This is a genomic window from Azospirillum sp. BE72, assembly GCF_031455875.1.
Lineage (GTDB): Bacteria > Pseudomonadota > Alphaproteobacteria > Azospirillales > Azospirillaceae > Azospirillum.
The window spans coordinates 157761-183348 of sequence record NZ_JAVDTO010000001.1 but is presented as its reverse complement, the minus strand read 5'-3'; the positions used below and the strand labels follow the sequence as shown (position 1 = coordinate 183348).

Sequence of the window (25588 nt, the reverse complement as noted above, 5' to 3'; positions counted from 1 at the left end):
GCAGGCTTTCGGTGCATGAGGTCATTGCGCGCCCCGGTCGGAAAGGGCGGGGGCGGAAAGGGCGGGATCGGGTGCGGCGGGTCCGGCGATGGCCGCCATCGCCTCGCGGACAAGGGCGCGGGCGTCCTGCTCCAGCCCCACCGCCTTCAGGTTGGCCGCCACCCGCGCGGTGACCACCGGAGGCAGGCCGGCAGGCCCGGCCTCCCCCAGCAGGAGCAGGGCGGCGACCACCGTCTCGCCGACCCGCCCGCCGGCGGCGGCATCGCCCAGCCGCTGCCACAGCGTCGGATCGACCCCGGCATCGCTGCCGCTGGGCGGACCGGCGCCGTCGGTGGCCTGCATCCAGGCCTCGTCCGGTACCATCACGCCCGTCGCCTGCAGAAGGGCGAGCTGTCCGGCGATGCGGCTGCGGGCCTGCGTATCGGCACCGCGCAGCGCCTCCTCCAGCCAGGCGGCCAGCGCGCGCGGATCCTCGGCGCCGCGCCCTGTCGCCACGACCGCCAGCGGCCACAGCCAGGCGGTGTCGGCGCTCCGCCCGCTGCGCAGGGCCAGATCATGCCAGCGCCGCGCCTGATCGAGCCGGCCCTGCGCGTAATAGAGCCGTGCCGCCGCCGGGGCCAGGGGCGCGGCGTCCCCGCTTGGCGACACGGTGTCGAGCAGCCCGGCCGCGGCGCCGCCGACCGGCCCGGCGCGCAGGCGCGGGTCGACCAGCTCCACCGCCAGGGAGGCCAGCGCGAGGCGGCGCTGCCCGTCCATCGCCGCCGCCATCGCCTGATGGACCAGGGCGCGGGTGCGGGCGCCGCGGTCGCGCCGGGCGATATCCCTGATCCGCAGCAGTTCATCGCCTGACGGCGGCACCTGGACATAGAGGTCGAGCAGCTGGCGGGCGTCGAGGAACAGGGAAGCCGCCGCCCGTTCCCCGGCAGCGGCGCGGGTGGCGGGATCGGTGGACGGGTTGGTGGCGATGGCGGCCAGGGCCGGCAGGTTGTCCAGCGGCAGCCGGTCGGGCGGAATCCCGATCCGCGCCGTCCGCATGGCGGCCAGCGTCAGCGCCAGCCCCTCGGGGTCGCCCTGCAGGATCAGCGTGCGGGCAGGGGGCGGGGCGGCGCCGGCCAGGGCGTCGGCCACCATCAGGAACGGGTCGGACCGCCGGCCGCCGCTCCGCAGGGTCGTCAACGCTTCGTCCGTGCCGGCGCGGTTGCCGACACGGGCGTGGCAGAACAGCGCCAGCCTGGTCCAGTAGGCGGAGGCGAAGCTCTTGCCGCGGGCGAGCGCGCGCGTGCAGTCCAGGCCGCCGCGCACCAGTTCCGCATCGGTCAGCGCCTTCGCCGCCGCCTCGTCCGCCGCCAGCGCCGCGGGCAGCAGGGCCGCCAGATCGGCCGCCCCGGCGGGATCGCCGATCCGCGCCAGCTTTTCGATGCGGAGCGCGCCGAACCGGCGGGGTGGCGGCACCTCTCCCTCCGCGGCGGCGGGCGACCCGGCGCTCAGCAGCAGCCGGCGTTCCAGGGCCTTGACGGCGGGGGAGGGGGTGTCGACAGGAAGAGCGGCGATCAGCGGCAGAAGCTCCGCGCGGCCGATGCCGCGCCAGGGGTCGGCACCCAACCCCTGCAGTCCACCCAGCGTGCCAGCCCCGTCGGGATCGGGTGCACCCAGCGCCTCGCGGGCGACCGGCGCCGGCCGCGCCACCACGGGGGAGACGGCGGGCGGCGGAGTGACCGCGGGCGGGTAGGCCGGCACGACGGCGGGCGCAGCCGCAGGTGCCGCGGCAGGGGTCGGAGAGGGAGACCGGGAGGAAGCAGGCGCCTGCATTCCGGCATCAGGCGTCAGCCGGATCGGCGGGCCGACGACCTGTGCCGCGGCGGACGCCATCCAGCCGGTGGCCGTCCAGCCGGCCGCCAGCAGTCCGGCCAGCAGCAGGGTGGCCGAAAGCGGGGGGCCCGAATGCGGAACGGCCCCGGCCGATGGTCGGGGTTCAGCGCGGGAAGCGCTCATCCGGCAGAACCTTCTCCACCGTCTTCGATGGAGCCGGCAGGTCCCACGAGGCGAGGAAAACCATGCCACCGGCGATCACCAGCAACAGCAGGACGATGAGGATCGAGAGAAACCGGCTCATGGCACCAAGGACGCGTTGTGTCGGAAAACAGCGGATCGGAGCGGAGCTACCACGCCCCGCGGTCGCAGGGCTTGGGACAAGCAATGGCTTTTCTGCTAAAGCATCCGCACCCCGGCCGCAGGCGGACCCGGCGACCGGGAGCACCGCCGACGGAGACACCGTTCGGCGGCGGCGCAGTGTAGCCACAGGTTGGACCGCCGCGCAACCCGCCCACCCGGCTTTCGGGCCGGCTTTTCGGACCAGCCAACGGGGCCGGCTTTTAGGAAGGGCGCCTGGGAGCGCGCTTGTGCCGGCCAGCTTTCGGCGGGTATGAGTGTTGTCTGTTTCAGCGGTATGACGGCTGTCCCGCTGGATCGGGCGGACAGCGGAGTTGCGGGTACGGGTGGCGGATCAGATGGATGTGACGGGATTGCACAAGGCGATGACGGCCCTGCTTCCGGAGACGGGGGGCGGAGCGGCGGAGGACAAGGCACCGCTGCTGCCGCGCACCGTGGTGCTGGTCGGCCTGATGGGCGCCGGCAAGAGCGCCATCGGGCGCCGGCTGGCGACACGGCTCCACCTGCCCTTCCGCGATGCCGACACCGAGATCGAGGCCGCGGCCGGCTGCACCATCGCCGAGATCTTCGCCCGCGACGGCGAACCGGTCTTCCGCTCCGTCGAGCGCCGCATCATCACCCGCCTGCTGAAGGACGAGCCGGTGCACATCCTGGCCACCGGCGGCGGCGCCTTCATGGACCCGGACACCCGCGCCGCCATCCGGCAGTACGGCCTTTCGGTCTGGCTGCGCGCCGAACTGGACGTCCTGGTCGCCCGCACCGCGCGGCGCACCCACCGCCCCATCCTGAACCAGGGAGACCCGCGCGCCATCCTGGGCCGGCTGATGGAACAGCGCTATCCCGTCTATGCCGAGGCCGACCTGACCGTGGTCAGCGACGAACGCCCGCCCGACGTGACGGTTGAACTGGTGATCGACGCGCTGGAGGCCCATTTCGGCGTCCAGCTCCCCCACCGCCAGGGCACGGGTCATGGCCCGCGCGGCGGCCGGACCGCCAAGGCCGACGCCCCCTGAAGGCCGGTCCACACGCCCTTTCCTGAAACTCCAGCTTCGCGGACTGCCCCGATGACCTCCGTCTCCGCCACCACCCCGGCCGCACTCGACACCGTTCGCCTGGAGCTGGGCGCCCGCAGCTACGACATCCTGGTCGGCGACGGCGTGCTGGCCGATGCGGGCGAGCGCATCGCCGCCGTCACCCGCGGCCGGGCGCCCATCGTGGTGACCGACGCCAACGTGGCGCCGCTGCATCTGGATACGCTGAACGCCGCGATGCTGGCGGCGGGGATCGCGCCGCAGCCGGCCATCGTCCTGCCGGCCGGCGAGAAGACCAAGGACTTCGGCCATTTCCAGCAGCTGATGGACGACATTCTGGGCCGCGGCATCGAACGGTCCACCGTCCTGCTGGCGCTGGGCGGCGGGGTGATCGGCGACATCACCGGCTTCGCCGCCGCGTCCGCCCTGCGCGGCATCGACTTCATCCAGGTGCCGACGACGCTGCTGTCCCAGGTCGACAGCTCGGTCGGCGGCAAGACCGGCATCAACAGCCGCCACGGCAAGAACCTGATCGGCGCCTTCCATCAGCCGCGGCTGGTCATCGCCGACACCGCCACGCTCGACACCCTGCCGCGGCGCGAGGTGCTGGCCGGCTATGCCGAGGTGGTGAAGTACGGCCTGATCCGCCAGCCGGACTTCTTCGACTGGCTGGAACGGAACGGCCGGCGGGTGGTGGACGGCGACAGCGATGCCCGGCGCCATGCCGTGACCGTCAGCTGCCGCGCCAAGGCCGACATCGTCGGCGTGGACGAGCGCGAGAGCGGCGACCGGGCTTTGCTGAACCTGGGCCACACCTTCGGCCACGCGCTGGAGGCGGCGACCGGCTTCGGCCAGACCCTGCTGCATGGCGAGGGGGTGGCGATCGGCATGGTGCTGGCCTTCGACCTGTCGGTCCGGCTGGGGCTGTGCCCGGCGGAGGATGCGCGGCGCGCCCGCGCCCATCTGGCCGAGGTCGGGCTGCCGGTGCGCCCGGCCGACATCCCCGGCGTCGCCTGGGACGTGGACGGGCTGGTGCGGTCGATGGCCAAGGACAAGAAGGTGCAGGACGGCCGCATCACCTTCATCCTGGCCGACCGCATCGGCAACGCCTTCACCCGCCGCGACGTCGATGCCGCCGCCGTCCGCGCCGTTCTGGAAGAGGCGGTGACTCCGGCCTGATCCCGGCGCCTCTCATTTGGACATTTGCGGATAGTCAGTCTTTCGCACAATAGCGACCCTCGCCGTTGCCCGCCCATACTCCCGGCCAAGACCGCGGCCGTCCCGCCGCGGCGCAGAATGGGAGGATGGGCGATGAAGGCGATGCTGGGCGTGTCGGCTTTGGGTGCGGTGATGGTGGCGGCGACCGCGCCGGCCATGGCGCTGGAAGTGCGCGAGCAGGCGACGATCAAGGCGCCGATCGAGCAGGTGTGGAAACAGATCGCGCCCTTCTGCGCCATCGCCGACTGGCATCCGGCCGTGGAGGGCTGCACCCTGCGCAAGACCGGCGGCACACAGGAGCGCGACCTCGCCCTGAAGGGCGGCGGCGCCATCCAGGAACGGTTGATGGCCGTCTCCGCCGCCAAGCACCGCCTGCGCTATACGCTGCTGAGCGGACCGCTGCCGGTGAAGAACTACAGTTCCACCATCCGGCTCAGCGCAGTGGACGCCCGCACCACCCGCATCACCTGGTCCTCCAGCTTCGAGGCCAGCGGTGCCCCCGATGCGGAGGCGCGCAAGACCATCGCCGGAATCTACACGAGCGGCTTCGAAGGCCTGCGCAAGCGGCTCGATTCCCCGCAGTAAAACCGGTGGAAGCGAAAACCAATCCGGAAACATGCATAGTTTTTAACAATCAGTTCTATTGACTATCAGAGCATCAAGCTGACAGGATCGGCATTACCGCGTTGCGAAATCGCGGTCGAGTGCATCGTTCGTCCACAAAACCTGCAATCACGAGGGAGATGGGACACATGCCGACACGCCGACTGATGCCGGACGTCATCAAGAACCAGGAGCTGTCCTGCCTGCCGTCGGGCGCCACCGTCCGCGATGCCGCCACGCTGATGGCAGAGAAGCGCATCGCTGCGGTGCTGGTCACCGAAGGGCGGACGCTGAAAGGCATCGTCACCGAACGCGACATGACCGTACGCGTGGTGGCCGCCGGACTCGACCCCGACACCACGCCGCTGTCGGCCGTGATGACCGAGAATCCCGACACGCTGGAACCCTCGGCCACGGCACTCTCCGCGCTCGACCTGATGGAACAGCGCCGTTACCGCCACCTGCCCATCGCGGTCGATGGCGAGGTGGTCGGCATGGTGTCGATCCGCGACCTGTTCGCCGTCGTCCGCGCCCAGCTGGAGGACGAGTTGCGCAGCCGCGAGGCCTACATGTTCGGCAGCGGCTATTCGGCGGAGGCCAGGCTCGGCTGAACGAAACGGTGACCGCAAGGCTGACCTATAGGTAACGCTGCGTTGCGGCGGGGTCGGGTTGACCGGGCGCCCGGCCCCGCCGATAGTCGATGGTGAGCCATCCTACCTGATGAACTGGAAAGCCCGATGTCCGCGCCCTCGCTGTCCGCCCCCGCCGCGCGCGAGCCGATCCACACCCGCCGCGTCACCTGCCAGGGATTCCGGCGCGCCGACGGGCTGTGGGATATCGAAGGGCACCTGACCGACGTCAAGAGCTATGGGTTCCATACCGAGGAGCGCGGGCATCTGGAGCCGGGAACGCCGATCCACCAGATGTGGATGCGCCTGACGGTCGACGACAAGCTGACTGTCCAGGCGGTGGAGGCGGTCACCCAGGACAGCCCCTACAACGCCTGCGGCAGCATCACGCCGCAGTTCCAGAAGCTGGTCGGCCTGAGCATCGGTCCCGGCTGGACCCGTGCGGTCAAGGACCGGCTGGGCGGGTCGAAGGGCTGCACCCATCTGGTGGAACTGCTGGGCCCGCTGGCGACCACCGCCTTCCAGACAATCTACCCTATCCTGGCCCGCGAGGCGGCCGAACGGGCGAAGGCCGCCGGCAAGCCGCCCCACGACGACGGAAAGCGGCCGGTCCTGCTGAACATGTGCCACATCTTCGACAGCAACGGCGAAGTGGTGCGCAGGCATTGGCCTGCCCACTACACCGGCGAGCAAGCCGAAGACTCCGCCCGTGGGGAAGCGGCGGATTAGGCGACGCCGCTCTGCGAAACAGCGGAAGGAAAGGCGGACTGCAGCCGGCGGCCAGGTCGCCGCGCGCCTTTATGCCTCCAGCAGGGTGCTTGGCGACGCGGATTGGCCGCCGGGGGTGGGAAAGTTGCCGCCGGCCGCAACCGCGGACTGGCCGCCGTCGGCGTCATCGACAGTCGGCAGTTCGAATGGCGTGCCGATAAACGGATCGCTGCCGCCGTGGCCGGCGCGCACATGACCATCCTCGGTGCAAGCACGCCGGTAATAGGACGCGATGAAGACACGCACGGCGGAGGTCAGCGTGACGTCCGCCTCCTCCGGATCGATGCCGCGGCGGCGAGCCTGCTCTTCGATCCGTTCCTTGATCTGCGTGCAGAGACGATTGACGGTCAGTCCTTCCCGACGGCCGATATCCTCCAGAGCATCCCACATCGACGGTTCCAGCCGCATGCTCGTGCGATGACCGCCGATCATGATGTTCTGGCTTCTCAACGGTTCCACCCCTGCCTGTGGGGTGTTCACCCGCTTTTTCTTCGGCCCACGCTTCGCCATCCGCAGCCCCTTCCACGAAGCCGCCGGCGGACATGCGAAGTTTGTGTCCGCCACGGCGCGATAAATGGTTGCATATATCGCACTTTACTAAACGCAGCGGGAATTGCAACCACGCACGCGCCTTCCATTCTTATAACATTTTCTAAAATCGACTCGTAGTTGCATTCATATGTATGCAATTTCAGCCCCTCAACCGCGCGTTACTTGAGAGAGGGGAAACGAGTGTTGAGGTGGGGAGGGTGGCGGACCTGCGGTCAGGCTCCGGCTTCGCCGGGAGCGTGGGTGGTCAGGCCCAGCGCGTGCACCCGCTCGCGCAATTCGTCGGCCAGCAGGGCATAGACCATGCGCTGGCGCTCCACCCGCGACTTGCCGGCGAAGGCGGCGGAGACGACGGTAACGTGGAAATGGGTCTCGCCCGCGGCGTCCGCACCGGCATGGCCGGCGTGCCGGGCGGAGTCGTCGACCACCTCCAGACGATCAGGCGCCAGTCCGGCGGTCAGCTTCTCGCGGATGCGGGTGGCGTATTCCATGGCGGGGTTCCGGTTTCTCTCGCATGAGCGGTGGAAGGGCGGCCGGCGGAGGAGCGCTTCCCCCCGGCGATCCGCACCGGAAAGGAGAGGGTGCGATTCATCGTCTGTCAAGCGCCGCGACCCGCGCGTTGCGGATGACGGAAGCCCGATTCGGCATGCTTGCCAGAGGCATCGGCTCTTCCCATACTTGCCCGATGACCAGGAACCGCGCCCGCTCCAGTTACGACAGCTACGCCGCCCCGCGTGCGGCCACCCGTGTGTGCGACCACCCCGAGTGCGTCGCCGCGGGCGAATACCGTGCGCCGAAAAGCCGCAGCAGTCTCAACGAGTACTGGTGGTTCTGCCTGGACCATGTCCGGGAGTACAACCGCGCCTGGGACTATTACGCCGGCATGTCCACCGACCAGATCGAGGCGGAGGTGCGGCGCGACACCACCTGGCAGCGGCCGAGCTGGCCGCTCGGCAAATGGGCGACGCAGGAGCGCTTCATCCGCGAGCGCGTGGTCAACGGCTTCAGCTTCGAATTCGGCCAGGACGCCGGCAAGACGAAGGACGAGGAGAAGGCGCACCGGCGGAGCCACGCCCGGACCGAAGAGGAAAAGGCGCTTGCCGTCCTGGAACTGACGCCGCCCGTGGACTTCACGCGCATCAAGGCACGCTATCGGGAGCTTGCGAAAAAGCATCATCCCGATGCCAACGGCGGCGACAAGGCTGCGGAAGAACGCCTGAAAGAAATCAATCAGGCCTACAATACGCTGAAAGCCTGTTATGCTGCCTGAACCTCCGTTGGCGGGCCGGGTCACTCCCGCGGCCGCTGGACAACCGACACTCGCTGGAACGTAAGAAACCACCCATGGCTTCCCAAGGAGCGACCCAGGCCAGCTCGGCCCTGTTCGACCACAAGCCCGATACGACGGTCTCGGTGCGCGAGGTCTTCGGAATCGACAGCGACATGCAGGTGCCGGCCTTCAGCCAGCGCTCGGAGCATGTGCCCGACCTCGACAGCGCCTACCGGTTCGACCGGGATACGACGCTGGCCATCCTCGCCGGCTTCGCCTACAACCGCCGCGTCATGGTCCAGGGCTATCACGGCACCGGCAAGTCGACCCACATCGAACAGGTGGCGTCGCGGCTGAACTGGCCCTGCATCCGCGTCAACCTGGACAGCCACATCAGCCGCATCGACCTGATGGGCAAGGACGCCATCGTTCTGCGCGACGGCGTGCAGGTCACCGAATACCGCGAGGGCATCCTGCCCTGGGCCCTGCAGCATGCCTGCGCCCTGGTGTTCGACGAGTATGACGCCGGCCGTCCCGACGTGATGTTCGTGATCCAGCGCGTGCTGGAGGTGGAAGGCAAGCTGACGCTGCTCGACCAGAACCGCGTCATCCGCCCGCACCCGGCCTTCCGCCTGTTCGCCACCGCGAACACCGTCGGCCTGGGCGACACCACCGGCCTGTACCACGGCACGCAGCAGATCAACCAGGGCCAGATGGACCGCTGGAACATCGTGGCGACCCTGAACTACCTGCCGGTCGACGCCGAGATGAAGATCGTCCAGGCCAAGGTCGCGTCCTATGACGACGCCAAGGGCCGCGACACGGTGGCGTCGATGGTGCGTCTGGCCGACCTGACCCGCGCCGGCTTCATCAACGGCGACATCTCCACCGTCATGAGCCCGCGCACGGTCATCACCTGGGCCGAGAACGCGCGCATCTTCAACGACGTCGCCTTCGCCTTCCGTATCACCTTCCTCAACAAGTGCGACGAGGTGGAGCGGCCGACGGTGGCCGAATACTACCAGCGCTGCTTCGGCGTCGAGCTGCCGGAGACGGGGGTCCAGGCGAACCTCGTGTGATGATCGTGTCTGGCCGCGGAACTCGTCAGGGCGATGTCCGCCTTGGCGCGAGGTCGCGGCCACGCGCACAAGATTGACACGGATGTCGCGGATTTAAACACGGATGTCACGGATGAAGGTAAGCCTTGGCGACGCGCTGGATGGATTGACCAAGCGTATCGTCGGCGCTGCCTTCGCCGTGCATAACGCCCTCGGTCATGGCTTCGTCGAAGCAGTCTATAAAAAGGCTTTGCTGCGCGAACTGGCGGACTGCGGACTGGAGGCCGCTGCCGAGGTACCGTTCCAAGTCCGCTACAAAGGCGACCCGGTGGGCAGCTATTTCGCGGACATCGTCGTGGAAGGGCAGGTCATCATCGAACTGAAAGCATGCGAAGCATTGGGCGACTCACATGTACGGCAGGTCTTGAACTACCTCCATGTCAGTGGCTTGCCTACGGCTCTCCTTTTCAATTTCGCAGAGCCGCGCCTTGCGATCAGGCGTGTACTGCCGCGGTCAAGACATCCGTGACATCCGTGCCTAAATCCGTGACATCCGTGTCAATCTTGCCCACAGCGCCGTAACTCTCCCAAGAACGAAGACGCCCCCGCGATGACCACCCAGAACGACACCCCCGTCGAGGCCTTCAAGCGGTCCACCACCGCCACGGTGCGCGCCATGTCCCGGCGGGCGGAGGTGCAGGTGGGCTTTTCGTCCGATCCGCCGGGCTTGTCGGGCCAGCGGGTACGGGTGCCGCTGCCGGCGCGAGATCTCAATCCCGTCGATGTCGCCAAGCTGCGCGGGGCGGCCGATGCCGTGGCGCTGCGGCTGCGCTATCACGACGCCACGGTGCACGCCCACCGCATGCCGCTGGGCGATGCCGCGCGTCAGGCGTACGACGCGCTGGAGCAAGCGCGCTGCGAGGCGTTGGGCAGCCGCGACATGGCCGGCGTCGCCCATAATCTCGAAGCGGCGCTGGACGACCGTTACACCCGCCAGGGCCTCGACCGCGTCGAGGACCGCGGGCAGGTGCCGCTGGCCGAGGCGTTGCGGCTGATGGCACGTGAGGCGATGACCGGTGCCGCGCCGCCGCCCGCCGCCGCCCATGCCGTCGACCTCTGGCGCCCCTGGATCGAGGAGCGGCTGGGCCGCGACATGAAGGGGCTGGCCAATTACGCCGGCGACCAGGAGGCCTACGCCAAGGCCGTGCGCCGGCTGCTCGCCGACCTCGACATGGAAGTCGGTCAGGAAGCCGACCAGGAAGAGGAGGAGGACCAGCAGACCCAGTCCTCCGAGGATGAGAATTCGCCCGAGAGCGGCCAGACCCGCGGCCAGGACGAGGACCAGTCCGAGTCCGAATCCATGGCCTCGTCCGAGATGCAGGACTCCTCGGAAGCCGGCGACAGCGCCGAGGAAGGCGCCGGCGAGGAAGGCGACATGGAGATGGGCGAAGGCGAGGGGGCGGAGGAACCCGCAGGCCCCGGCCAGCCCTGGCGCAACGACGCCAACCGCCGCAACGAACCCGATCCCAACGCCTACAAGGCCTTCACCACCCAGTATGACGAGGTGGTGGACGCCGCCGACCTCTGCGACCCGGCGGAGCTGGAGCGGCTGCGCCACCTGCTGGACCAGCAGCTGCAGCATCTGCAGGGCGTGATCTCCAAGCTGGCGAACCGGCTGCAGCGCCGGCTGATGGCCAAGCAGCAGCGCTCCTGGAACTTCGACCTGGAGGAGGGCATCCTCGACGCCGCCCGGCTGGCCCGCGTCGTCGCCAACCCGGTGCTGCCGCTCTCCTTCAAGGCAGAGAAGGAGATGGATTTCCGCGACACGGTGGTGTCGCTGCTGATCGACAATTCCGGCTCGATGCGCGGCCGGCCGATCTCCATCGCCGCGATGAGCGCCGACATCCTCGCCCGCACGCTGGAGCGCTGCGCGGTGAAGGTGGAGGTGCTGGGCTTCACCACCCGCGCCTGGAAGGGCGGGCAGGCGCGCGAGGCCTGGGTCGCTGCCGGCAAGCCACCGCATCCCGGCCGCCTGAACGACCTGCGCCATATCGTCTACAAGGCCGCAGACATGCCGTGGCGCCGCGCCCGCAAGAATCTGGGCCTGATGCTGCGCGAAGGCATCCTGAAGGAGAACATCGACGGCGAGGCGCTGCAGTGGGCGCACAACCGCCTGCTCGGCCGGCCGGAACAGCGCCGCATCCTGATGGTGATCTCCGACGGCGCGCCGGTGGACGACTCCACCCTGTCGGTGAATGCCGGCAATTATCTGGAACGCCACTTGCGCCAGACCATCGAGCAGATCGAGACCCGGTCGCCGGTGGAGCTGGTGGCGATCGGCATCGGCCACGACGTGACCCGCTACTACCGCCGCGCCGTCACCATCGTCGATGCGGAGCAGCTGGGCGGCACGATGATGAACAAGCTGGCCGAACTGTTCGACGAGGACGACCGCCGCGGTGGCCGCCGCGGCTGGCGTTGACGTAAGGATAGAGGCAAGGGTGTTTTCAGAATTATCAATGGGTTATCTGAAAACACCAGCTCTGTTCAGGGCGCATCCTTACCTGGAAACCTGAAAATGCCCTCTCCCGTCCCGGGAGAAGGAGGGACTCGCCGCAGGCGGGAGGGTGAGGGGTGACAAGAGAAACCAGTACCGCATGGTTTCTCGGGTCACCCCTCACCCTTCCCAAGCTCCGCTTGGGCCCCGAAGTCGCTCGCAAGTCTCGCGACTGCATTCCGCCTACGATCGCCCTTCGGCGCTCGTCCGGCCTGCGGCCGTCGGCTCAATGCCCTTCTCCCGGGGCGGGAGAGGGAGTGATATCGCCGGCGTTGCCTTCTCCCCCGCCGGCTTCGCCGCGTCCTTCTTCTCCTCTTCCGGCACGAGGCGCCAGAGTTCGGTCATGCCGGTGCGGCCACGCAGGGAGCGGCCACCCTGGCGGACCAGCGGAACGGCATCCTTGCCCTTGGCGGCGGTAACGCCGCTGGTCAGCACAATCACCTCGGCATCGCCCTGGAGTCCGCCCGACAGCTCCTCGATGCGGGCGGCGACGTTCACCGTGTCGCCGACGATGGTGTAGTTGATCCGGCTGTCGGAGCCGATGTTGCCCACCACCACCGGGCCGCTGTGCAGGCCGACGCGGACATGGATCGGCGCCTGCCCGGCGGCGACGCGGCGGCGGTTGTCGGCGCGGATCGCGTGATGGATGGCAAGGGCGGCGCGCAGCGCGCGGACGGCATGGTCCTCCTGTGCCTCCGGCGCCCCCCAGAAGGCCATCAGGGAATCGCCGATGAACTTGTCCACCGTGCCGCCTTCCGCCTCGATGCAGGCGGCGAGCAGGGTGAAATGCTCGTTCAGCAGGGCGGCGGTGTCGGCGGCGGCCATATGCTCGGCCATGCGCGAGAAGCCGCGGATGTCGGTGAACATCACCGTCACCTCGCGCTGCACGGAATCGAGCCCGCCCTCGGTCTCGCGCTGGCGCATCAGGCGCAGGACCAGCGCCTTCGGCACATAGGTCTCGAACCAGCGCAACCCGGCGATCATGGCGTTGAAGGCGGCGGCGGCGCGCGCCATCTCGCGCAGGCGGGAATCCGGCAGATCGGGGATCGCGCGGAATTCGAAGGCGCGGACACGGTCGGCGGCCTCCGCCAGCCGCGCCACCTGCCGGCTGATCCGCCGCCCGACCAGCAGCGCCACCCCGACCGACACCAGCAGGATGGCGAGCCCCACCGCGCCGGTGATGTAGAGCCGGCGGATCTCGACGCCCATCTCGCCGTCGCGATAGCCGATGCCGATGATCCAGTCCTGTTGGCCGTATCCCGCCATGCTGCGGGTCAGGAACATGTAGTCGCTGCCCAGCACGCGCACACCGCGCGCCTCCACCCGCTTCTTCAGCGACTGGACCGGGACGCCGCTGGTCCACAGCGCCGCCAGCGCCGGGTCGTCCACCTGATCGATCCGCGGCAGCGGCGGTCCGTCGAGCTTGCCGGAAAAATCGAAGCTGCGGCCGACCAGCGCCGGATGGGCCAGCACATGGCCGTGGTCGTACAGCACGAAGGCGTTCAGCCCCTGCTCCACATACAGCACCGACAGGAAGCGCGACAGGTCGCCCAGCGACACGCCGACCGCGACCTGCCCCAGATAGCGGCCTTCGCGCCGCACCGGCTGGTACAGGGTGAGGAAGCTGTTCTGCGCCTCCTTCAGCCAGCGCGGATCCGCCCAGGTGGCGGCGCTGCGGTTGGGGCCGTCCAGGATTTCCGGCGGAATGTCGCTCTCGCCCTGCATGTCGAAGGGCTCGGCCACCAGCCCGCCGTTCAACCGGCCGACGCGCACCCCGGTCAGGTCCGGCCGGATGAAGGCCAGTCCCGTCACGTCCGGCGCACCGGCCAGCGCGCCGCGCAGCGTGTCGGTCATCGCCGTGCCGTCGTTCGCCTGCAGGTCGCCGCGTTCGACCAGCCCGGCGACGAAGCGTGCCATCTCCCGCGCGGGGTCGAGCTGGTGGCGCACCCGCACCTCCACCCCCGTCAGCGCCAGATCGGCCTTGTCGTTCAGCAGGGCGAAGGTGTTGGTGCTGGCGCTGACCAGCCCCAGGACCAGCACGCTGGCGACTGCCGCCAGCATCAGCGACCCGAACCCCGCCACGAGAACCGCGGCGATCGGCAGCCGCAGCCGTCGTCGTCCGGCCGGCTCCGGCGCCAGCTTCGCCCGCGCCCTGGTGCCCGCCTGCCCGGCCGATTTCGCGGCCGGCGCCGGAGCGGGCAGAGGCAACTGTACGCGTGCTGAAGGGCTGTCGGGCATGCGCCGCAGCCTACCCGCACGTACGTTCCGGAGCAACCCGCCGGGCTGTATCCTTACGCGGATTTCATGCGGCCAAGCTGATGTTTGCGGGCACCCTTGTGCGCCCCTATTCGCCGACGATCACCTTCACCCGCTGCCCCGGCTGCAGCGGCGTGCCGGGGGGCAGGTCGTTGATGATCCGGAACAATTCCTCGGCATAGGGCTCCTGCGGCATGCGGCGGACGAAGCCGGCGACGCTGTCGCCGGGCTGCACCGTTGCAACCTGGACGCGGCGCGGGCGGTAGCGGGCGGCCTCCTGCGCGGTCAACTGATGGAAGCTGTTGGCCGTCGCCTGGAAATCGGCATCGAAACGAGCCAGGTTTCCCGCGGGCGCCAGGAAGGTGAAGCGGTACATCCGCCCGTCCGGCATGCGGATCGCCACCAGCCGGATGTCTGCGCTCTCGCCCTCCGCCTCGCCGCGGGTGGTGGCGGTGGCGGCCGGCATGCCGCCGATGGTGATGCGCTGCAGGTTGGACAGGTTGGCCCCTTTCCCCCACACCCCGGTCAGGAAGGACGCCGGGTCGGAGACGCCGGCCGCCGATCCGCCGTCGAAGGCCATGGCGGCGCCGTTCTGCCCCTTGGCGATCACCTGTTCCGCGCCGTTCAGCAGGGAATAGCCCTTGGGCACGGTGAAGGTGATGCCCAGCTGCGGGTGGGCGAAGGTCCGGTCGCGGACATAGCCGTTCTCCGGGCTGTCGCCATAGATCATGCCGTCGACCGCCGCCAGGTAAGGATCGCGCGGGCGGGCACCGCCCTGCGGGATCGCGCGGGCAAGCTCGGCGGCGCGGCGCACGCGCTCCTCGGTCGCCGGGTGGCTGGCGAAGAAGTCGAAGCCGCCCTCGCCCTTGTTGCCGGCGCGCAGGCCGCCATACTGGCTGTCGCGGCGCAGGGTTTCCAGGAAGGTCGCCATGGCGAAGGGATCGTAGCCGGCGCGACGCAGCGTCTCGACGCCGAGCTGGTCGGCCTCCAGCTCCTGTTCGCGCGAATAGCTGGCGACCACCGCGGTGCCGCCCAGGCCGGCCAGCTGTGCCAGCGTGTCGTTGCCGAACACCAGCCCGACGCCAGCGGCGAGGATGCCTGCGATGGTCTGCCGGGTCTGGCGCTGCGCCGAATGGCGGGCGGTGACGTGCCCGATCTCGTGCGCCAGCACGCCGGCCACCTCCGCCTCGTCCTTCGCCAGCGCCAGCAGGCCGCGGGTGACGTAGACATAGCCGCCGGGCACGGCGAAGGCGTTGACCACGTCGCTGTCCAGAACGGTGAAGGTCCAGGGTTCGCGCGCCCGCGCCGTGGTGGAGGCCAGCTTGCGGCCCAGCTGCTCGACATAGCCCTGCAGCCGCGCGTCCTTCACCGCCCCGCCGAACTGCGCCAGAATCTTGGGATGCTCCTGCGCGCCCAGCGCCGACTCGTCGCCGGACAGGACATTGTCCAGCAGCCCGGCCGTTGCCGGGGCGGGGGCAGTCAGGGCGGGCGCCGTGACGGCCAGACACAGGGCTGCCAGCACGGCACGGAACGGCTTGCGGAAGGGGGCGTGGATCGGCATACCGGACAAAACCCCGCACGGCGGCGGTTGTTCCGCAAAGACGGCGATCTCCATGCGACTTGTCCCGCTCCCGCTTGTGGGCCTGCCGGCTTTGCTGCTGAGCTGGCTGTTGCTGGCTGCTTCCGCGTCGGCGGAGCCGTTGCGCGTCACCGCCGTGCTGGACGGCGACACTCTGGAGCTGGAGGATGGCCGCCACGTCCGGCTGGCGGGGATCGAAGCCGCCAAGCCGCCGCGCAACGCGGGTCCCGCCGACGGCCGCGTCTGGCCGCTGGCGGAGGCGGCGACCAGGGCGCTGTCCGAACTGGCGCTCGGCCGCCGCGTCGCCCTGCACGGGCCGGCGCCGGTCGACCGCCATGGCCGGCTGCTCGCCCATCTGGTGCGGGAGGACGGCTTGTGGCTGCAATCGGCCCTGGTCGTCCGCGGGCTGGCCCGCGTCCACACCCGCCCCGACGCCCGCGCCTATGCCGCCGAACTGCTGGCGGGCGAGGAAGAGGCGCGCACCGCCGGGCGCGGGCTCTGGCGTAGCCGGGTCTATGCCGTGCGCGACGCCGCCGATCCCGACGACCTCGCCCGCGACCGCGACGGCTTCCAGCTGGTGGAAGGGGTGGTGCTGGCCATTTCCAAGAGCGGCGGCGAGGCCTGGCTGGATTTCGGCGCCGACTGGCGGAGCGACGTCACCGTCCATATCGGCCGTGCCGCGATGCGCGAGGTCACCCGCGCCGGCATCGACCCGCTGTCCTTAGAAGGGCGGCGCGTGCGCGTGCGCGGCTGGATCACCCTGCGCAACGGCCCGATGATCGAGATCACCCACCCCGAGCAGATCGAACGGCTGGAGCGGGAGACGGTGCGAAACGCGGCGGTGTCGCCGACGCCGGAGGGGGAGGATGATTGGGAGGACGAGGAGGATGACGAGTGAGGGAACCTTGCGAAGTCAGACCCCCACCCTAACCCTCCCCCGCTGGGCGGGGGAGGGGATCAGTGCTTGTTGCGGCGGCAGTCCCTCCTCCGCCCAGCTCTCGCACAAAGCTGTGCTTTGTGCTGACGCGGCAGGCGGACCGTAGGTCCGCTGAGAGCGGGGGAGGTTAGGTGGGGGTCTAACGCCCTCACACGGTCGCGTTGAAGTCGTCCAGCAGCGTGGCGATGCGGCCGCTGTCGCTCTGGTCCATGATGACGCGGGCGCGTTTGCTCGCCTCCATCAGGTCGAGCGAGCGGATGCGTTTCTTCACCGCCGGCACCGCCAGCGGCGCCATCGACAGCTCGCGCACGCCGAGCCCCAGCAGCAGCGCGGTGTAGCGCGGGTCGCCGGCGATCTCGCCGCAGACCGACACCGTGATGCGGGCACGCAAGGCCGCCTCGATGGTGAACTGGATCAGGCGCAGCACCGCCGGGTGCAGCGGGTCGTACAGCGTGGCGACCTGTTCGTCGGCGCGGTCGATGGCCAGCGTGTACTGGGTCAGGTCGTTGGTGCCGATGGCGAAGAAGTCGGCGGCATAGGCCAGCGCGTCGGCCGACAGGGCCGCTCCCGGCACCTCCACCATCACCCCCACCGGCGGCAGCGGGTCGGCGATGGCGATGCCGCGGCGCCGCAGGCGGCGGGCGACCTGCCCCATCATCTCCCGCACCTTCTGCACCTCCGCCACCGATGCGATCATCGGCAGCAGGATGCGCAGCGGCCCGTGCGCCCCGGCACGCAGCATGGCGGCCAGCTGGGTTTCCAGCAGCTTCGGTTCGCGCAGGCCCAGCCGGATGGCGCGCAGGCCGAGCGCCGGGTTGGCCGGCTCGCCATAGCGGCCCGCCATCCAGCCGGCCAGCTTCTCGCCGCCCAGATCCATGGTGCGGGCGGTGACGGTGCGGCCGCCCATCCCCTCGATCATGGTGCGCAGCACGCCGTACTGCTCATCCTCGTCGGGCAGATGGTCGCGGTTCATGAACATGAACTCGGTCCGCAGCAGGCCGATGCCCTGGGCGCCGTGCTCCAGCGCCTGATCCAGGTCGCGGGGCAGTTCCAGGTTCGCCATCAGCGTCACTGCGGTGCCGTCGCGGGTGACGGCGGGCAGCTTGCGCAAGCTCTTCAGTCCCTGGCGCTCGCGTTCGCGCGCGGCGCGGCGCTCGCCATAGTCCGCCAGCACCTCGGCCGGCGGATCGATCAGCACGCGGCCCTGCAGGCCGTCGACGATCACCGTCACGCCGTTGCGCACCCCCGCCAGCAGACCGGGCGCGCCCAGCACCGCCGGCAGGCCGAGCGAACGGGCGAGGATCGCCGTGTGCCCTTCCGCCCCGCCGAGCACGGTGGCGAAGCCGCCGACGACGGCGGGGTCGAGCAGGGCGGTGTCGGCGGGGGTCAGTTCCTCCGCCAGGATGATGCTGCCGGGGGGCAGGTTGCTGAAGGCCCGGTATTCCTGTTTCATCAGGTTGCGGGTCAGCCGCCGCCCGACCTCGCGGATGTCGTCGATGCGGCCGGCCAGATAGGCGTCGTCCATGCCGGCGAAGGTCGCGGCGATGGCGGTGATTTCCGCCTGGATGGCGGCCTCGGCGTTGACGCGGTCCTGCTTGATGCGATGCTCCACCCCGCGGGTCAGGCGCGAGTTGGTGACCATCGACAAGTGGGCGTCCAGCAGGAAGCCGATCTCTTCCGACGCCGAATCGGGCAGGACCAGCGCCTTGCTCTTCAGCTTCTTGATCTGGCGCCGCGCCTTGGCCGCCGCCTCGTTGAAGCGGGCGACCTCCGCCTCGACGGCGTCGGGCGCGACGGTGTATTCGGGGATGGCGACGGCACCGCTTTCCACCACATGGGCCGGGCCGATGGCGATGCCGGGAGACACGCCCAGGCCGCGCAGGGCGCGCGCCGAACCGCTCCACGATTCGGACGAGGGGACGCCGCCGAAACCGCCGCCGGAGCCGCCGCGATCGGGACCGGCCACCGGGCCGTTGGCCGCGCCGGTGGAGGGCAGGTCACTCTTCATCGAACTTGCGGTTGATCAGGTCCAGGAGGGCGTCCATCGCCGCGTCCGCGTCCGTGCCGGTCGCGCGCAGTTCCACCGTGGTTCCGGGGCCGGCGGCCAGCATCATCAGCCCCATGATCGACTCGCCGGACACGACGGACTCGCCGCGGCGCACCGCGATTTCGGCGTCGAAGGTGGCGACCAGCTTCACGAATTTGGCCGAGGCGCGGGCGTGCAGGCCGCGCTGGTTGGTGATGGTGGCGGTGCGGCGGATTTCGCCGTCGGCGGGCGCCGTTTCGTCGGGGGGGCTCATCGCGGGCGGTTTCAGTCCGACAGGAGGGTGGAGGCGACGTTGATGTATTTCTGCCCGGCGTCGCGGGCGGCGATCACCGACTTGTCGAGCGGTTCGGTCTTCCGCACGCTGGCGAGCTTGATCAGCATCGGCAGGTTGACGCCGGCGATCACCTCCACCTTCGCCTTGTCCATGATGGAGATGGCGAGGTTGGACGGCGTGCCGCCGAACATGTCGGTCAGCACCACGACACCCGACCCGTCGTCGACCTCCGCCACCGAGTTCAGGATGTCCTGGCGGCGCTGTTCCATGTCGTCGTCCGGGCCGATGCACACGGCGCGCACCTGCTGCTGTTCGCCCACCACGTGGAACAGCGCGGCGATGAACTCCTCGGCCAGCCGTCCGTGGGTGACAAGAACCATACCGATCATGGGACATCCTTCAAGGTTGGGTCCTCCCCGGAGACCTGCGCGAGAACCGCTGCCGCACGGCAACCGCCCGCATCGCATCTGGATCGTTGGTTGGACGTATGGTCGTCAAGGCGCAATTTGCATCATCCCATGTTGCCGGCCGGGGTGCCGGTCTGGCCGGCGGTGCGAAGCCCCAGCCGGTCGAGCTCGCGGTGGCTCAGGCTGACCCGCAGCCTCTGCTCCTTCAGCCAGGCGGCCAGCCGTTCGGCGATGAAGACCGACCGGTGCTTGCCGCCGGTGCAGCCGATGGCGATGGTCAGATAGCTCTTTCCTTCCTGGTTGTAGCGGGGCAGCAGCGGGCGCAGCAGCTCCGTCAGGTTCCGGAAGAAGGCGGGGAAGTCGGGGTCGCTTTCCACCCGTGCCGCGACGGCCGGATTCAGGCCGGTCAGCGGCCGAAGCTCCGGGTCGTAATGCGGGTTGGTCAGGAACCGCACGTCGAAGACCAGATCGGCTTCGCGCGGAAGACCCTGGCGGAAGGAGAAGGAGGTCACGAACACCTGCAGGGCTGCCTGGGCGTCACGCCGGAAATGCCCCGACAGGATGCGCCGCAAATCGTGAATGGACAGTTGCGTCGTGTCGATCGTGACGTCGGCTTCCTCCTTCAGCGGGAACAGCAGGGCACGCTCGCGCTGGATGCCGTCGGGGACCGTGCGGTCCTCCGCCAGCGGATGGCGGCGACGCGTCTCGGTGAAGCGGCGCTGCAGCACCTCGTCGCCGCAATCAAGGAAGACCAGACTGACGTCCAGGTCGTCGCGGCCGCGCAACTCCGCCAGTTCGTCCAGGAAGTTCTGCGCGGAAAAGTCGCGGGTCCGGCTGTCGATCACCAGCGCCAGCGGCCGGCGCTTCGGGTCGGCCTGTTGGATCAGGGCGGGAACCAGCGACAGGCGCAGATTGTCGACCGCCTCGTATCCCAGATCCTCCAGCGCCTTCAGGGCCACCGACATGCCGGCGCCCGACAGGCCGGTGACCAGCACGACGCGGCCGCGGGCCGTCGCAGGGTTGGCCGGCGCGCTGGTGGCGGGATCGGACGGCACGTCGGAAAGGCTCATGGCGCGACCGGGCTGGGCTGGGTCAGGCTGGGTTGGGCCGACAGGCCGGCGGGCACCCGCTCCAGCCGTCCGTCGCGCAGGCAGGCGGCGGCAAGACGGATCTTGGCGGGGGTGGAGGCGTCGAAGGCGTGCAGGCCCAGCCGGGGAAGGGCGATGCCCATCAGCATCTCGGTCTCCGCCTGCGGCAGTCGTTCCACCTCGTCGCGCGGCACCAGATCGACGACGAGCCCGACATCGGCCGACGCGGCGGACGGGACCGGCAGGATGCCGACGCCCCGCACCTCCAGCAGTCCGGCCAGCATCGGCGGGGCGGAAGCGGTCAGCCGTCCGGAGCCGGCGCGCAGCGCCACCCGGTCATCCGAGACCAGCCGGGCGCCACCGTCGATCAGTCGCAAGGCCAAATCCGATTTTCCGCGTCCGGACTCCCCGCGCAGCAGAACGCCGATGTCGGAGAGCAAGACGCAGGTGCCGTGAATCGTCACCATAGTCTGGCGAAGGTGAGACGTGGCGCGGGTTCTGTCAATGGAAACGGAACGGTGGCCCGACTGGTCAGGCGGGGAAACCTGACCGGGATCCCCCATCCGCTTCGGACCGTTCTTTCGGTGCGGATCACACCCTGCCGGAACGCGGGAGGAGACTGCGGATGACGAGCCGCGATGGCAGGCGCGCCCCGCTTCCCGGCTCCACCTGCCCGGCTTCCGCATGCGGAGCCGCTCAGTTGCCGGCGGCCCCACGGGGGGTGCGACGGATGGCCTCCAGTTCCAGGGCGAGGGCGTCGCGGCGGCGGATCATCTCGTCCAGATCCTCCAGCTCCGCCGCTTCCTGGCAGGCGTCGCGGAAGTCCTTTTCCCGCTGCAGCCGGACCAGCAGGACCTTGTAGTTGTCGGCGATGCTGGCGAGATGGCGCTGCGCGCCCTGCAGCGCCTCCGCCAACTGGTTGCGCTCCCGCGCACTGTCGCGCATCAGCCGGGCCAATTCCCCCTGCTGCCGTCCGGCATCGCGGATCAGACGGGCCAGCCGGTAGCGGCGGAGGTCGACGACCTCGGCCTCTCCCGGGACATATCCACGGGAACGGGAACCCGCCGGGGACAACCTGTTCGCGAGCGACTCGGGCGGAGCGGACTCAGGCATGGCAACCCCACATGTTTGTTCCGGGGGATGGCCACCCTTCGATCGCCATATGGAGCAGAGGAAACAACCGGACCGGTAAGGACCGGCCGCCGCATCAGCCGGCAAGCGAGAACGACCGCCGCCATGATCGGTCGATAAACCGGGCTTGTCCACCCGATAGTGCCGGGGATGTATGTATTTTGGTCGAAGGTCTCATAACAATGGCAGGATAACGGTGAAGTCGGCGCCGTCGACCGCTCCCTCCGATACCTGACGGTTTCGCGCGGATATCGAACCGTTGTGCGCACTGACTATCTGCTTTGCTATCGAAAGTCCGAGACCGGAATGGGTCCCGAACTTCTCGCCCACCGGACGTTCGGTGTAGAAGCGGTCGAAGATCGCCTCCTCCTTCCCTTCGGGGATGCCGGGCCCCTGGTCGGACACCACCACCGTCACGGTGCGTCCGGTGCGCCGGGCGGACAGCCGCACGAGGCCGCCGGGCGGCGAGAAGGACAGGGCGTTGTCGATCAGGTTCTGGAACACCTGGGTCAGCCGCCCCTCCAGCCCCGGCACCACCAGCCGCTCGCCCGCGGGAATGTCGATCACGACGCGGGGCGGCATGGGACGGCCATCCTCCGCTCCGCCCTCCCCAGGCGCTCCTCCAGCGCCGGCCGCCACCGTCTCGTCCACGGTTTCGGCAACCGCCTGGCGCAACTCGGCCAGCATGGTCAGCAGAAGGCCGATGTCGACCGGCTCCGGCTCCGCCCGCGACAGCTCGGCGTCGAGCCGCGAGGCGTTGGAGATGTCGCTGATCAGCCGGTCCAGCCGCTGCACGTCGTCGGCGATGATCGCCATCAGCCGGTCGCGGTGGCGCGGGTCGCTGACGCGGCCGGCGGTTTCCACCGCGCTGCGCAGCGAGGTCAGCGGGTTCTTGATCTCGTGGGCGACGTCGGCGGCGAAGCGTTCGATGGCGTCCATCCGCGTCCACAGCGCGTCGGTCATTTCGCGCAGCACGCCGGACAGTTCGCCGATCTCGTCGCCGCGGCGGGTCAGGTCGGGGATCTCGGCATGGCGGCCGTGGCTGGTGCGCAGCCGGTCGGCGGCCTGGGCCAGCCGGCGGATCGGCCGGGCGATGGTGCCGGCCAGATAGAAGGACAGGGCGACCGTCACCAGCAGCGCCACGCCGAACACCCGCAGGATGTCGAAACGGACGGAGCGGATGGCCCGGTCGATCTCGCCGCCGCTGCGCGCCAGCAGCACCGCGCCAAGCACCTCGCGGTAGCGCTGCACCGGCACCGCCACCGTCAGCAGCAGTTCCGGGTCGCCGCCCTCGCCGTCGACGCGCCAGACGGTGGCCGCCGCCTCGCCGCCGAGCGCCCGCTCGACGTCGGGGTTCGGCCGGCCGGGCGCCTCGCGGTAGGCCGGCAGCCCCTCGCGGCTGGGCACCACGTCGATCAGCCGGGTATAGAGGTCGTTGATCGCGCGGCTGACCGGATCGCCGGCGGGCGGAGTGGGCAGCTCGCGGATCTCGATGCGCCCCTGCGAGCCGACCAGCACCCGGCTGTCGGAGAGCATGTGCCCGTCGATGTCGTACAGGCGGGTGCGGGTCGCCGTCGCCTCCGCCAGGCGGCGGACCATCGGGCGGGCAAGCTCGGGGGCCAGTTCGAACCGCTCGCCCCCCTCGTCGGTGGTGGATGCGCCGGTGGGGGAGGGGGCGGTCAGGATGCGGTTCACCGCGCCCTCGCCCAGCGCGGAGGCGAAGATGCGCGCCTCGGTCGCCAGCGCCTCGGTCTCCGCCTGGATCAGCCGGTCCTGGTAGCGGCCGAGATAGAGCAGGCCCGCCGCCAGCACCAGCAGCGCCAGCACGTTCACCGCCAGGATGCGCAGGGTCAGCGGCGACACGCCGCGCCGCTGCACCGGCCTCTCCTTGGGCCGCACTCCGCCCGTCGCGGACACCGGTCTACTCCTTGTACCGGTAGCCGACGCCATAGAGCGTTTCGATCTGGGAGAAGTCGGGGTCGACCGCCTTGAACTTCTTGCGCAGCCGCTTGATGTGGCTGTCGATGGTGCGGTCGTCGACGTAGACATGCTCGCCATAGGCCGCGTCCATCAGCTGGTCGCGGTTCTTCACATGGCCGGGCCGCTGGGCCAGCGCCCGGACCAGCAGGAACTCGGTCACCGTCAGGTCGATCGGCTGGCCCTTCCAGCTGCAGGCATGGCGGGCGCCGTCCAACAGAAGCGGCCCGCGGGTGATCATCTGGCCGGGATCGGCCTCGGCGGTCTCGCCGCGCAGCGCCTCGCGCCGCAGCAGGGCCCGGATTCGCTCGATCAGCAGGCGCTGCGAGAAGGGCTTCTTGATATAGTCGTCCGCCCCCATGCGCAGGCCCATCAGTTCGTCCAGCTCGTCGTCCTTGCTGGTCAGGAAGATGACGGGGATGTGGCTGGTCTGACGCAGACGTTGCAGCAACTCCATGCCGTCCATGCGCGGCATCTTGATGTCGAGCACGACGAGGTCTGGCGGGCGCTGGGTCAGGCCGCGCAGCGCCTCCGCGCCGTCCGTGTAGGTGCGCACGTCGAAACCTTCGGCCTCCAAAGCGATGGAGACGGAAGCCAGGATGTTGCGATCGTCATCCACCAGGGCGACGGTGTGGGCCATGGTCGTAACAACTTCCCAATCGGTCAGAACGGAACGGTCGAGCGGGGCGGGACCTGAAATGTTAGCGGAAACATCAGGCATAGGCCGAGTGGTCATCCCAATACTTTATGCCAGAGTCCAGGTACCAGCGGCAGTTTTCTCTTTTCCCGCAGCATTTGTATGGTCCAATATGGCGGCAATGCGGCGCCGAACAACGGTGCCGCGCGGGAGAACGCACTCGTTTTGGAATGAGTTTTCTGAACGCCCTTTCGGCGTCCTCTCCGGCCGGCACCGCTCCGGATGCGAGGGAGGGCGCGATGCCTCCCGTCGACCGCACGGGCGGCACGGCTCCGGCCACCAGCGCCCGGCGCCTGATGCGCGCCTGCGACCGCGCCGCGCTGGCCACCGCCCAGCGGCCCGACGACACCGGCAGCGCCGATAATACCGCCGGCTGGCCCTATCCATCGCTGGTCCTGGTGGCGCTCGACCATGACGGCAGCCCGCTGCTTCTGCTTTCCACACTGGCCGACCACACACGCAACCTGCTGACCGACGGCCGGGTCGGACTGCTTTTCGACGGCACCGCCGGGTTGGCGCAGCCGCTGACCGGTGCGCGCCTGTCGGTGCTGGGCCGGGCGGAGCGGTCGGACGACCCCGCCCACCGGGCGCGTTATCTGCGCCGCCATCCCGATGCCAGCTTCTATGCCGGCTTCGCCGATTTCGCCATCTACCGCGTAACGGTGGAGCGCGCCCATCTGGTCGCCGGCTTCGGCCGCATCCACTGGCTGTCCGCCGCCGAGCTGGACCTGCCCGCCTCCGCTCCCGCACTGGCGGCGGGGGAGGCGGAACTGCTTGACCGCCTGAACGGCGAGGGGTACGGCCCCTGGCTGGTTCCCTCCACCGATGAGGACGGCACCGGGCAAGGGGAAAGCTGGAGCTTGACCGGGGTGGACCCGGAGGGATGCGACCTGCGACGCGGGGGGTACGTCGCCCGCGTCGATTTTGAGCAGAGAATCCACGACCCGGAATCGGCTAGACTGATGCTGGATGCACTGATCCGGCCGCAGGACGGGACCGGACCGCCAAGACATGCAACAACCGGCAAAGGGGGCGCCTGACGGACCCCGAAGCCCAAAAAGGGACGCCCGAACAACAGGGACGCCCGAACAAAGGGCCACCGAAAAGAGCCCGACCATAAAAGCCAAAGAAGCCGAAGGCGGAACAAGCCAAAAGGCGCAATCGCAAACCGAGAGAGACGAGCAGCCAACCGTCAGCCCGAACGACCAGCCGAGAGGTCGCTTCGACACCACCGCACACCGCACCAAGAACAAGAAGGCGGCGTGCGGGCACGCGCAACCAGGAGAACACTTCAGTGGACCATAACGGATCGACCCGTTTCCCGTCCGGGCCCCTGGCCCCCA

25 protein-coding genes are annotated in these 25588 nt (G+C 69.5%); 11 read left to right on the top strand and 14 right to left on the bottom strand.

What is annotated here, in order from left to right:
- Positions 1-21 precede the first annotated feature (21 nt).
- Positions 22-1992, bottom strand: a complete 1971-nt coding sequence (locus J2Y49_RS00935; protein WP_310111042.1) for a hypothetical protein — start codon at positions 1990-1992, stop codon at positions 22-24.
- Positions 1973-2113 carry a hypothetical protein gene (locus J2Y49_RS00930; protein ID WP_167331734.1) on the bottom strand — a complete coding sequence of 47 codons (141 nt, stop codon included), beginning with the start codon at positions 2111-2113 and terminating at the stop codon, positions 1973-1975. The genes J2Y49_RS00935 and J2Y49_RS00930 overlap by 20 nt, the downstream gene beginning before the upstream one ends.
- A gap of 421 nt (positions 2114-2534) precedes the next feature.
- On the opposite strand from J2Y49_RS00930, the gene J2Y49_RS00925 reads away from it, so the two are divergent.
- The 5 genes from J2Y49_RS00925 to J2Y49_RS00905 all read left to right on the top strand — a co-directional run bounded on the left by J2Y49_RS00925 (position 2535) and on the right by J2Y49_RS00905 (position 6379).
- Positions 2535-3182, top strand: a complete 648-nt coding sequence (locus J2Y49_RS00925; protein WP_310111038.1) for a shikimate kinase — start codon at positions 2535-2537, stop codon at positions 3180-3182.
- 51 nt (positions 3183-3233) lie between these two features.
- On the top strand, positions 3234-4379 hold the full coding sequence (aroB, locus tag J2Y49_RS00920; RefSeq protein WP_310111035.1) for a 3-dehydroquinate synthase: 1146 nt from the start codon (positions 3234-3236) through the stop codon (positions 4377-4379).
- 132 nt (positions 4380-4511) lie between these two features.
- On the top strand, positions 4512-5003 hold the full coding sequence (locus J2Y49_RS00915; protein ID WP_310111032.1) for an SRPBCC family protein: 492 nt from the start codon (positions 4512-4514) through the stop codon (positions 5001-5003).
- 167 nt (positions 5004-5170) lie between these two features.
- A complete protein-coding gene (locus J2Y49_RS00910) occupies positions 5171-5632 on the top strand; it encodes a CBS domain-containing protein (RefSeq protein ID WP_310111029.1) in 462 nt (153 codons plus the stop codon).
- Between the two features lie 126 nt (positions 5633-5758).
- Entirely contained in the window at positions 5759-6379 is a 621-nt protein-coding gene (locus J2Y49_RS00905) for a DUF2889 domain-containing protein (protein ID WP_310111026.1), read from the top strand.
- Positions 6380-6448: 69 nt separating this feature from the next.
- On the opposite strand, the gene J2Y49_RS00900 is transcribed toward J2Y49_RS00905, so the two are convergent.
- Both J2Y49_RS00900 and J2Y49_RS00895 read right to left on the bottom strand, forming a co-directional pair.
- Positions 6449-6928 carry a ribbon-helix-helix domain-containing protein gene (locus J2Y49_RS00900; RefSeq protein ID WP_310111023.1) on the bottom strand — a complete coding sequence of 160 codons (480 nt, stop codon included), beginning with the start codon at positions 6926-6928 and terminating at the stop codon, positions 6449-6451.
- Positions 6929-7182: 254 nt separating this feature from the next.
- Positions 7183-7458 (bottom strand): BolA family transcriptional regulator, encoded by a 276-nt coding sequence (locus J2Y49_RS00895; protein ID WP_085087049.1) that lies wholly within the window; start codon positions 7456-7458, stop codon positions 7183-7185.
- A 194-nt stretch (positions 7459-7652) separates the two neighbouring features.
- Here J2Y49_RS00895 and J2Y49_RS00890 point away from each other — a divergent pair, with 194 nt between their 5' ends.
- The 4 genes from J2Y49_RS00890 to cobT all read left to right on the top strand — a co-directional run bounded on the left by J2Y49_RS00890 (position 7653) and on the right by cobT (position 11777).
- Entirely contained in the window at positions 7653-8237 is a 585-nt protein-coding gene (locus tag J2Y49_RS00890; RefSeq protein ID WP_149223810.1) for a DnaJ domain-containing protein, read from the top strand.
- 74 nt (positions 8238-8311) lie between these two features.
- A complete protein-coding gene (cobS, locus tag J2Y49_RS00885) occupies positions 8312-9316 on the top strand; it encodes a cobaltochelatase subunit CobS (protein ID WP_310111015.1) in 1005 nt (334 codons plus the stop codon).
- Between the two features lie 112 nt (positions 9317-9428).
- Positions 9429-9824 carry a GxxExxY protein gene (locus J2Y49_RS00880; protein WP_310111013.1) on the top strand — a complete coding sequence of 132 codons (396 nt, stop codon included), beginning with the start codon at positions 9429-9431 and terminating at the stop codon, positions 9822-9824.
- Between the two features lie 81 nt (positions 9825-9905).
- A complete protein-coding gene (gene cobT / locus J2Y49_RS00875; protein WP_310111010.1) occupies positions 9906-11777 on the top strand; it encodes a cobaltochelatase subunit CobT in 1872 nt (623 codons plus the stop codon).
- Positions 11778-12035: 258 nt separating this feature from the next.
- On the opposite strand, the gene J2Y49_RS00870 is transcribed toward cobT, so the two are convergent.
- A complete protein-coding gene (locus J2Y49_RS00870; protein WP_310111006.1) occupies positions 12036-14090 on the bottom strand; it encodes an adenylate/guanylate cyclase domain-containing protein in 2055 nt (684 codons plus the stop codon).
- Positions 14091-14196: 106 nt separating this feature from the next.
- Positions 14197-15669: a M48 family metalloprotease gene (locus J2Y49_RS00865; protein ID WP_310111003.1), complete on the bottom strand. Its 1473-nt coding sequence runs from the start codon at positions 15667-15669 to the stop codon at positions 14197-14199.
- Between the two features lie 52 nt (positions 15670-15721).
- On the opposite strand from J2Y49_RS00865, the gene J2Y49_RS00860 reads away from it, so the two are divergent.
- Entirely contained in the window at positions 15722-16585 is an 864-nt protein-coding gene (locus J2Y49_RS00860) for a thermonuclease family protein (protein ID WP_310111002.1), read from the top strand.
- A 187-nt stretch (positions 16586-16772) separates the two neighbouring features.
- On the opposite strand, the gene ptsP is transcribed toward J2Y49_RS00860, so the two are convergent.
- The 8 genes from ptsP to J2Y49_RS00820 all read right to left on the bottom strand — a co-directional run bounded on the left by ptsP (position 16773) and on the right by J2Y49_RS00820 (position 24188).
- A complete protein-coding gene (ptsP, locus tag J2Y49_RS00855; RefSeq protein WP_310111000.1) occupies positions 16773-18632 on the bottom strand; it encodes a phosphoenolpyruvate--protein phosphotransferase in 1860 nt (619 codons plus the stop codon).
- Positions 18622-18924, bottom strand: a complete 303-nt coding sequence (locus tag J2Y49_RS00850; RefSeq protein ID WP_310110998.1) for an HPr family phosphocarrier protein — start codon at positions 18922-18924, stop codon at positions 18622-18624. The genes ptsP and J2Y49_RS00850 overlap by 11 nt, the downstream gene beginning before the upstream one ends.
- Before the next feature lie 11 nt (positions 18925-18935).
- On the bottom strand, positions 18936-19334 hold the full coding sequence (locus J2Y49_RS00845; RefSeq protein WP_042690507.1) for a PTS sugar transporter subunit IIA: 399 nt from the start codon (positions 19332-19334) through the stop codon (positions 18936-18938).
- Between the two features lie 122 nt (positions 19335-19456).
- Positions 19457-20422: an RNase adapter RapZ gene (gene rapZ / locus J2Y49_RS00840; protein ID WP_310110982.1), complete on the bottom strand. Its 966-nt coding sequence runs from the start codon at positions 20420-20422 to the stop codon at positions 19457-19459.
- Positions 20419-20907: an HPr kinase/phosphatase C-terminal domain-containing protein gene (locus tag J2Y49_RS00835; RefSeq protein ID WP_310110980.1), complete on the bottom strand. Its 489-nt coding sequence runs from the start codon at positions 20905-20907 to the stop codon at positions 20419-20421. The genes rapZ and J2Y49_RS00835 overlap by 4 nt, the downstream gene beginning before the upstream one ends.
- A 229-nt stretch (positions 20908-21136) precedes the next feature.
- Complete coding sequence (locus J2Y49_RS00830; protein WP_310110978.1) at positions 21137-21553, bottom strand: hypothetical protein; 417 nt, start codon at positions 21551-21553, stop codon at positions 21137-21139.
- 192 nt (positions 21554-21745) lie between these two features.
- Positions 21746-23521 carry a stimulus-sensing domain-containing protein gene (locus J2Y49_RS00825; protein ID WP_409017764.1) on the bottom strand — a complete coding sequence of 592 codons (1776 nt, stop codon included), beginning with the start codon at positions 23519-23521 and terminating at the stop codon, positions 21746-21748.
- Positions 23493-24188 carry a response regulator transcription factor gene (locus J2Y49_RS00820; protein WP_310110974.1) on the bottom strand — a complete coding sequence of 232 codons (696 nt, stop codon included), beginning with the start codon at positions 24186-24188 and terminating at the stop codon, positions 23493-23495. Before J2Y49_RS00820 ends, J2Y49_RS00825 begins: the two co-directional genes overlap by 29 nt.
- A gap of 296 nt (positions 24189-24484) precedes the next feature.
- Here J2Y49_RS00820 and J2Y49_RS00815 point away from each other — a divergent pair, with 296 nt between their 5' ends.
- The gene (locus J2Y49_RS00815; RefSeq protein WP_310110972.1) at positions 24485-25285 is read left to right on the top strand and encodes a pyridoxamine 5'-phosphate oxidase family protein; all 801 of its coding nucleotides are present in this window, start codon (positions 24485-24487) and stop codon (positions 25283-25285) included.
- Positions 25286-25588: the final 303 nt, after the last annotated feature.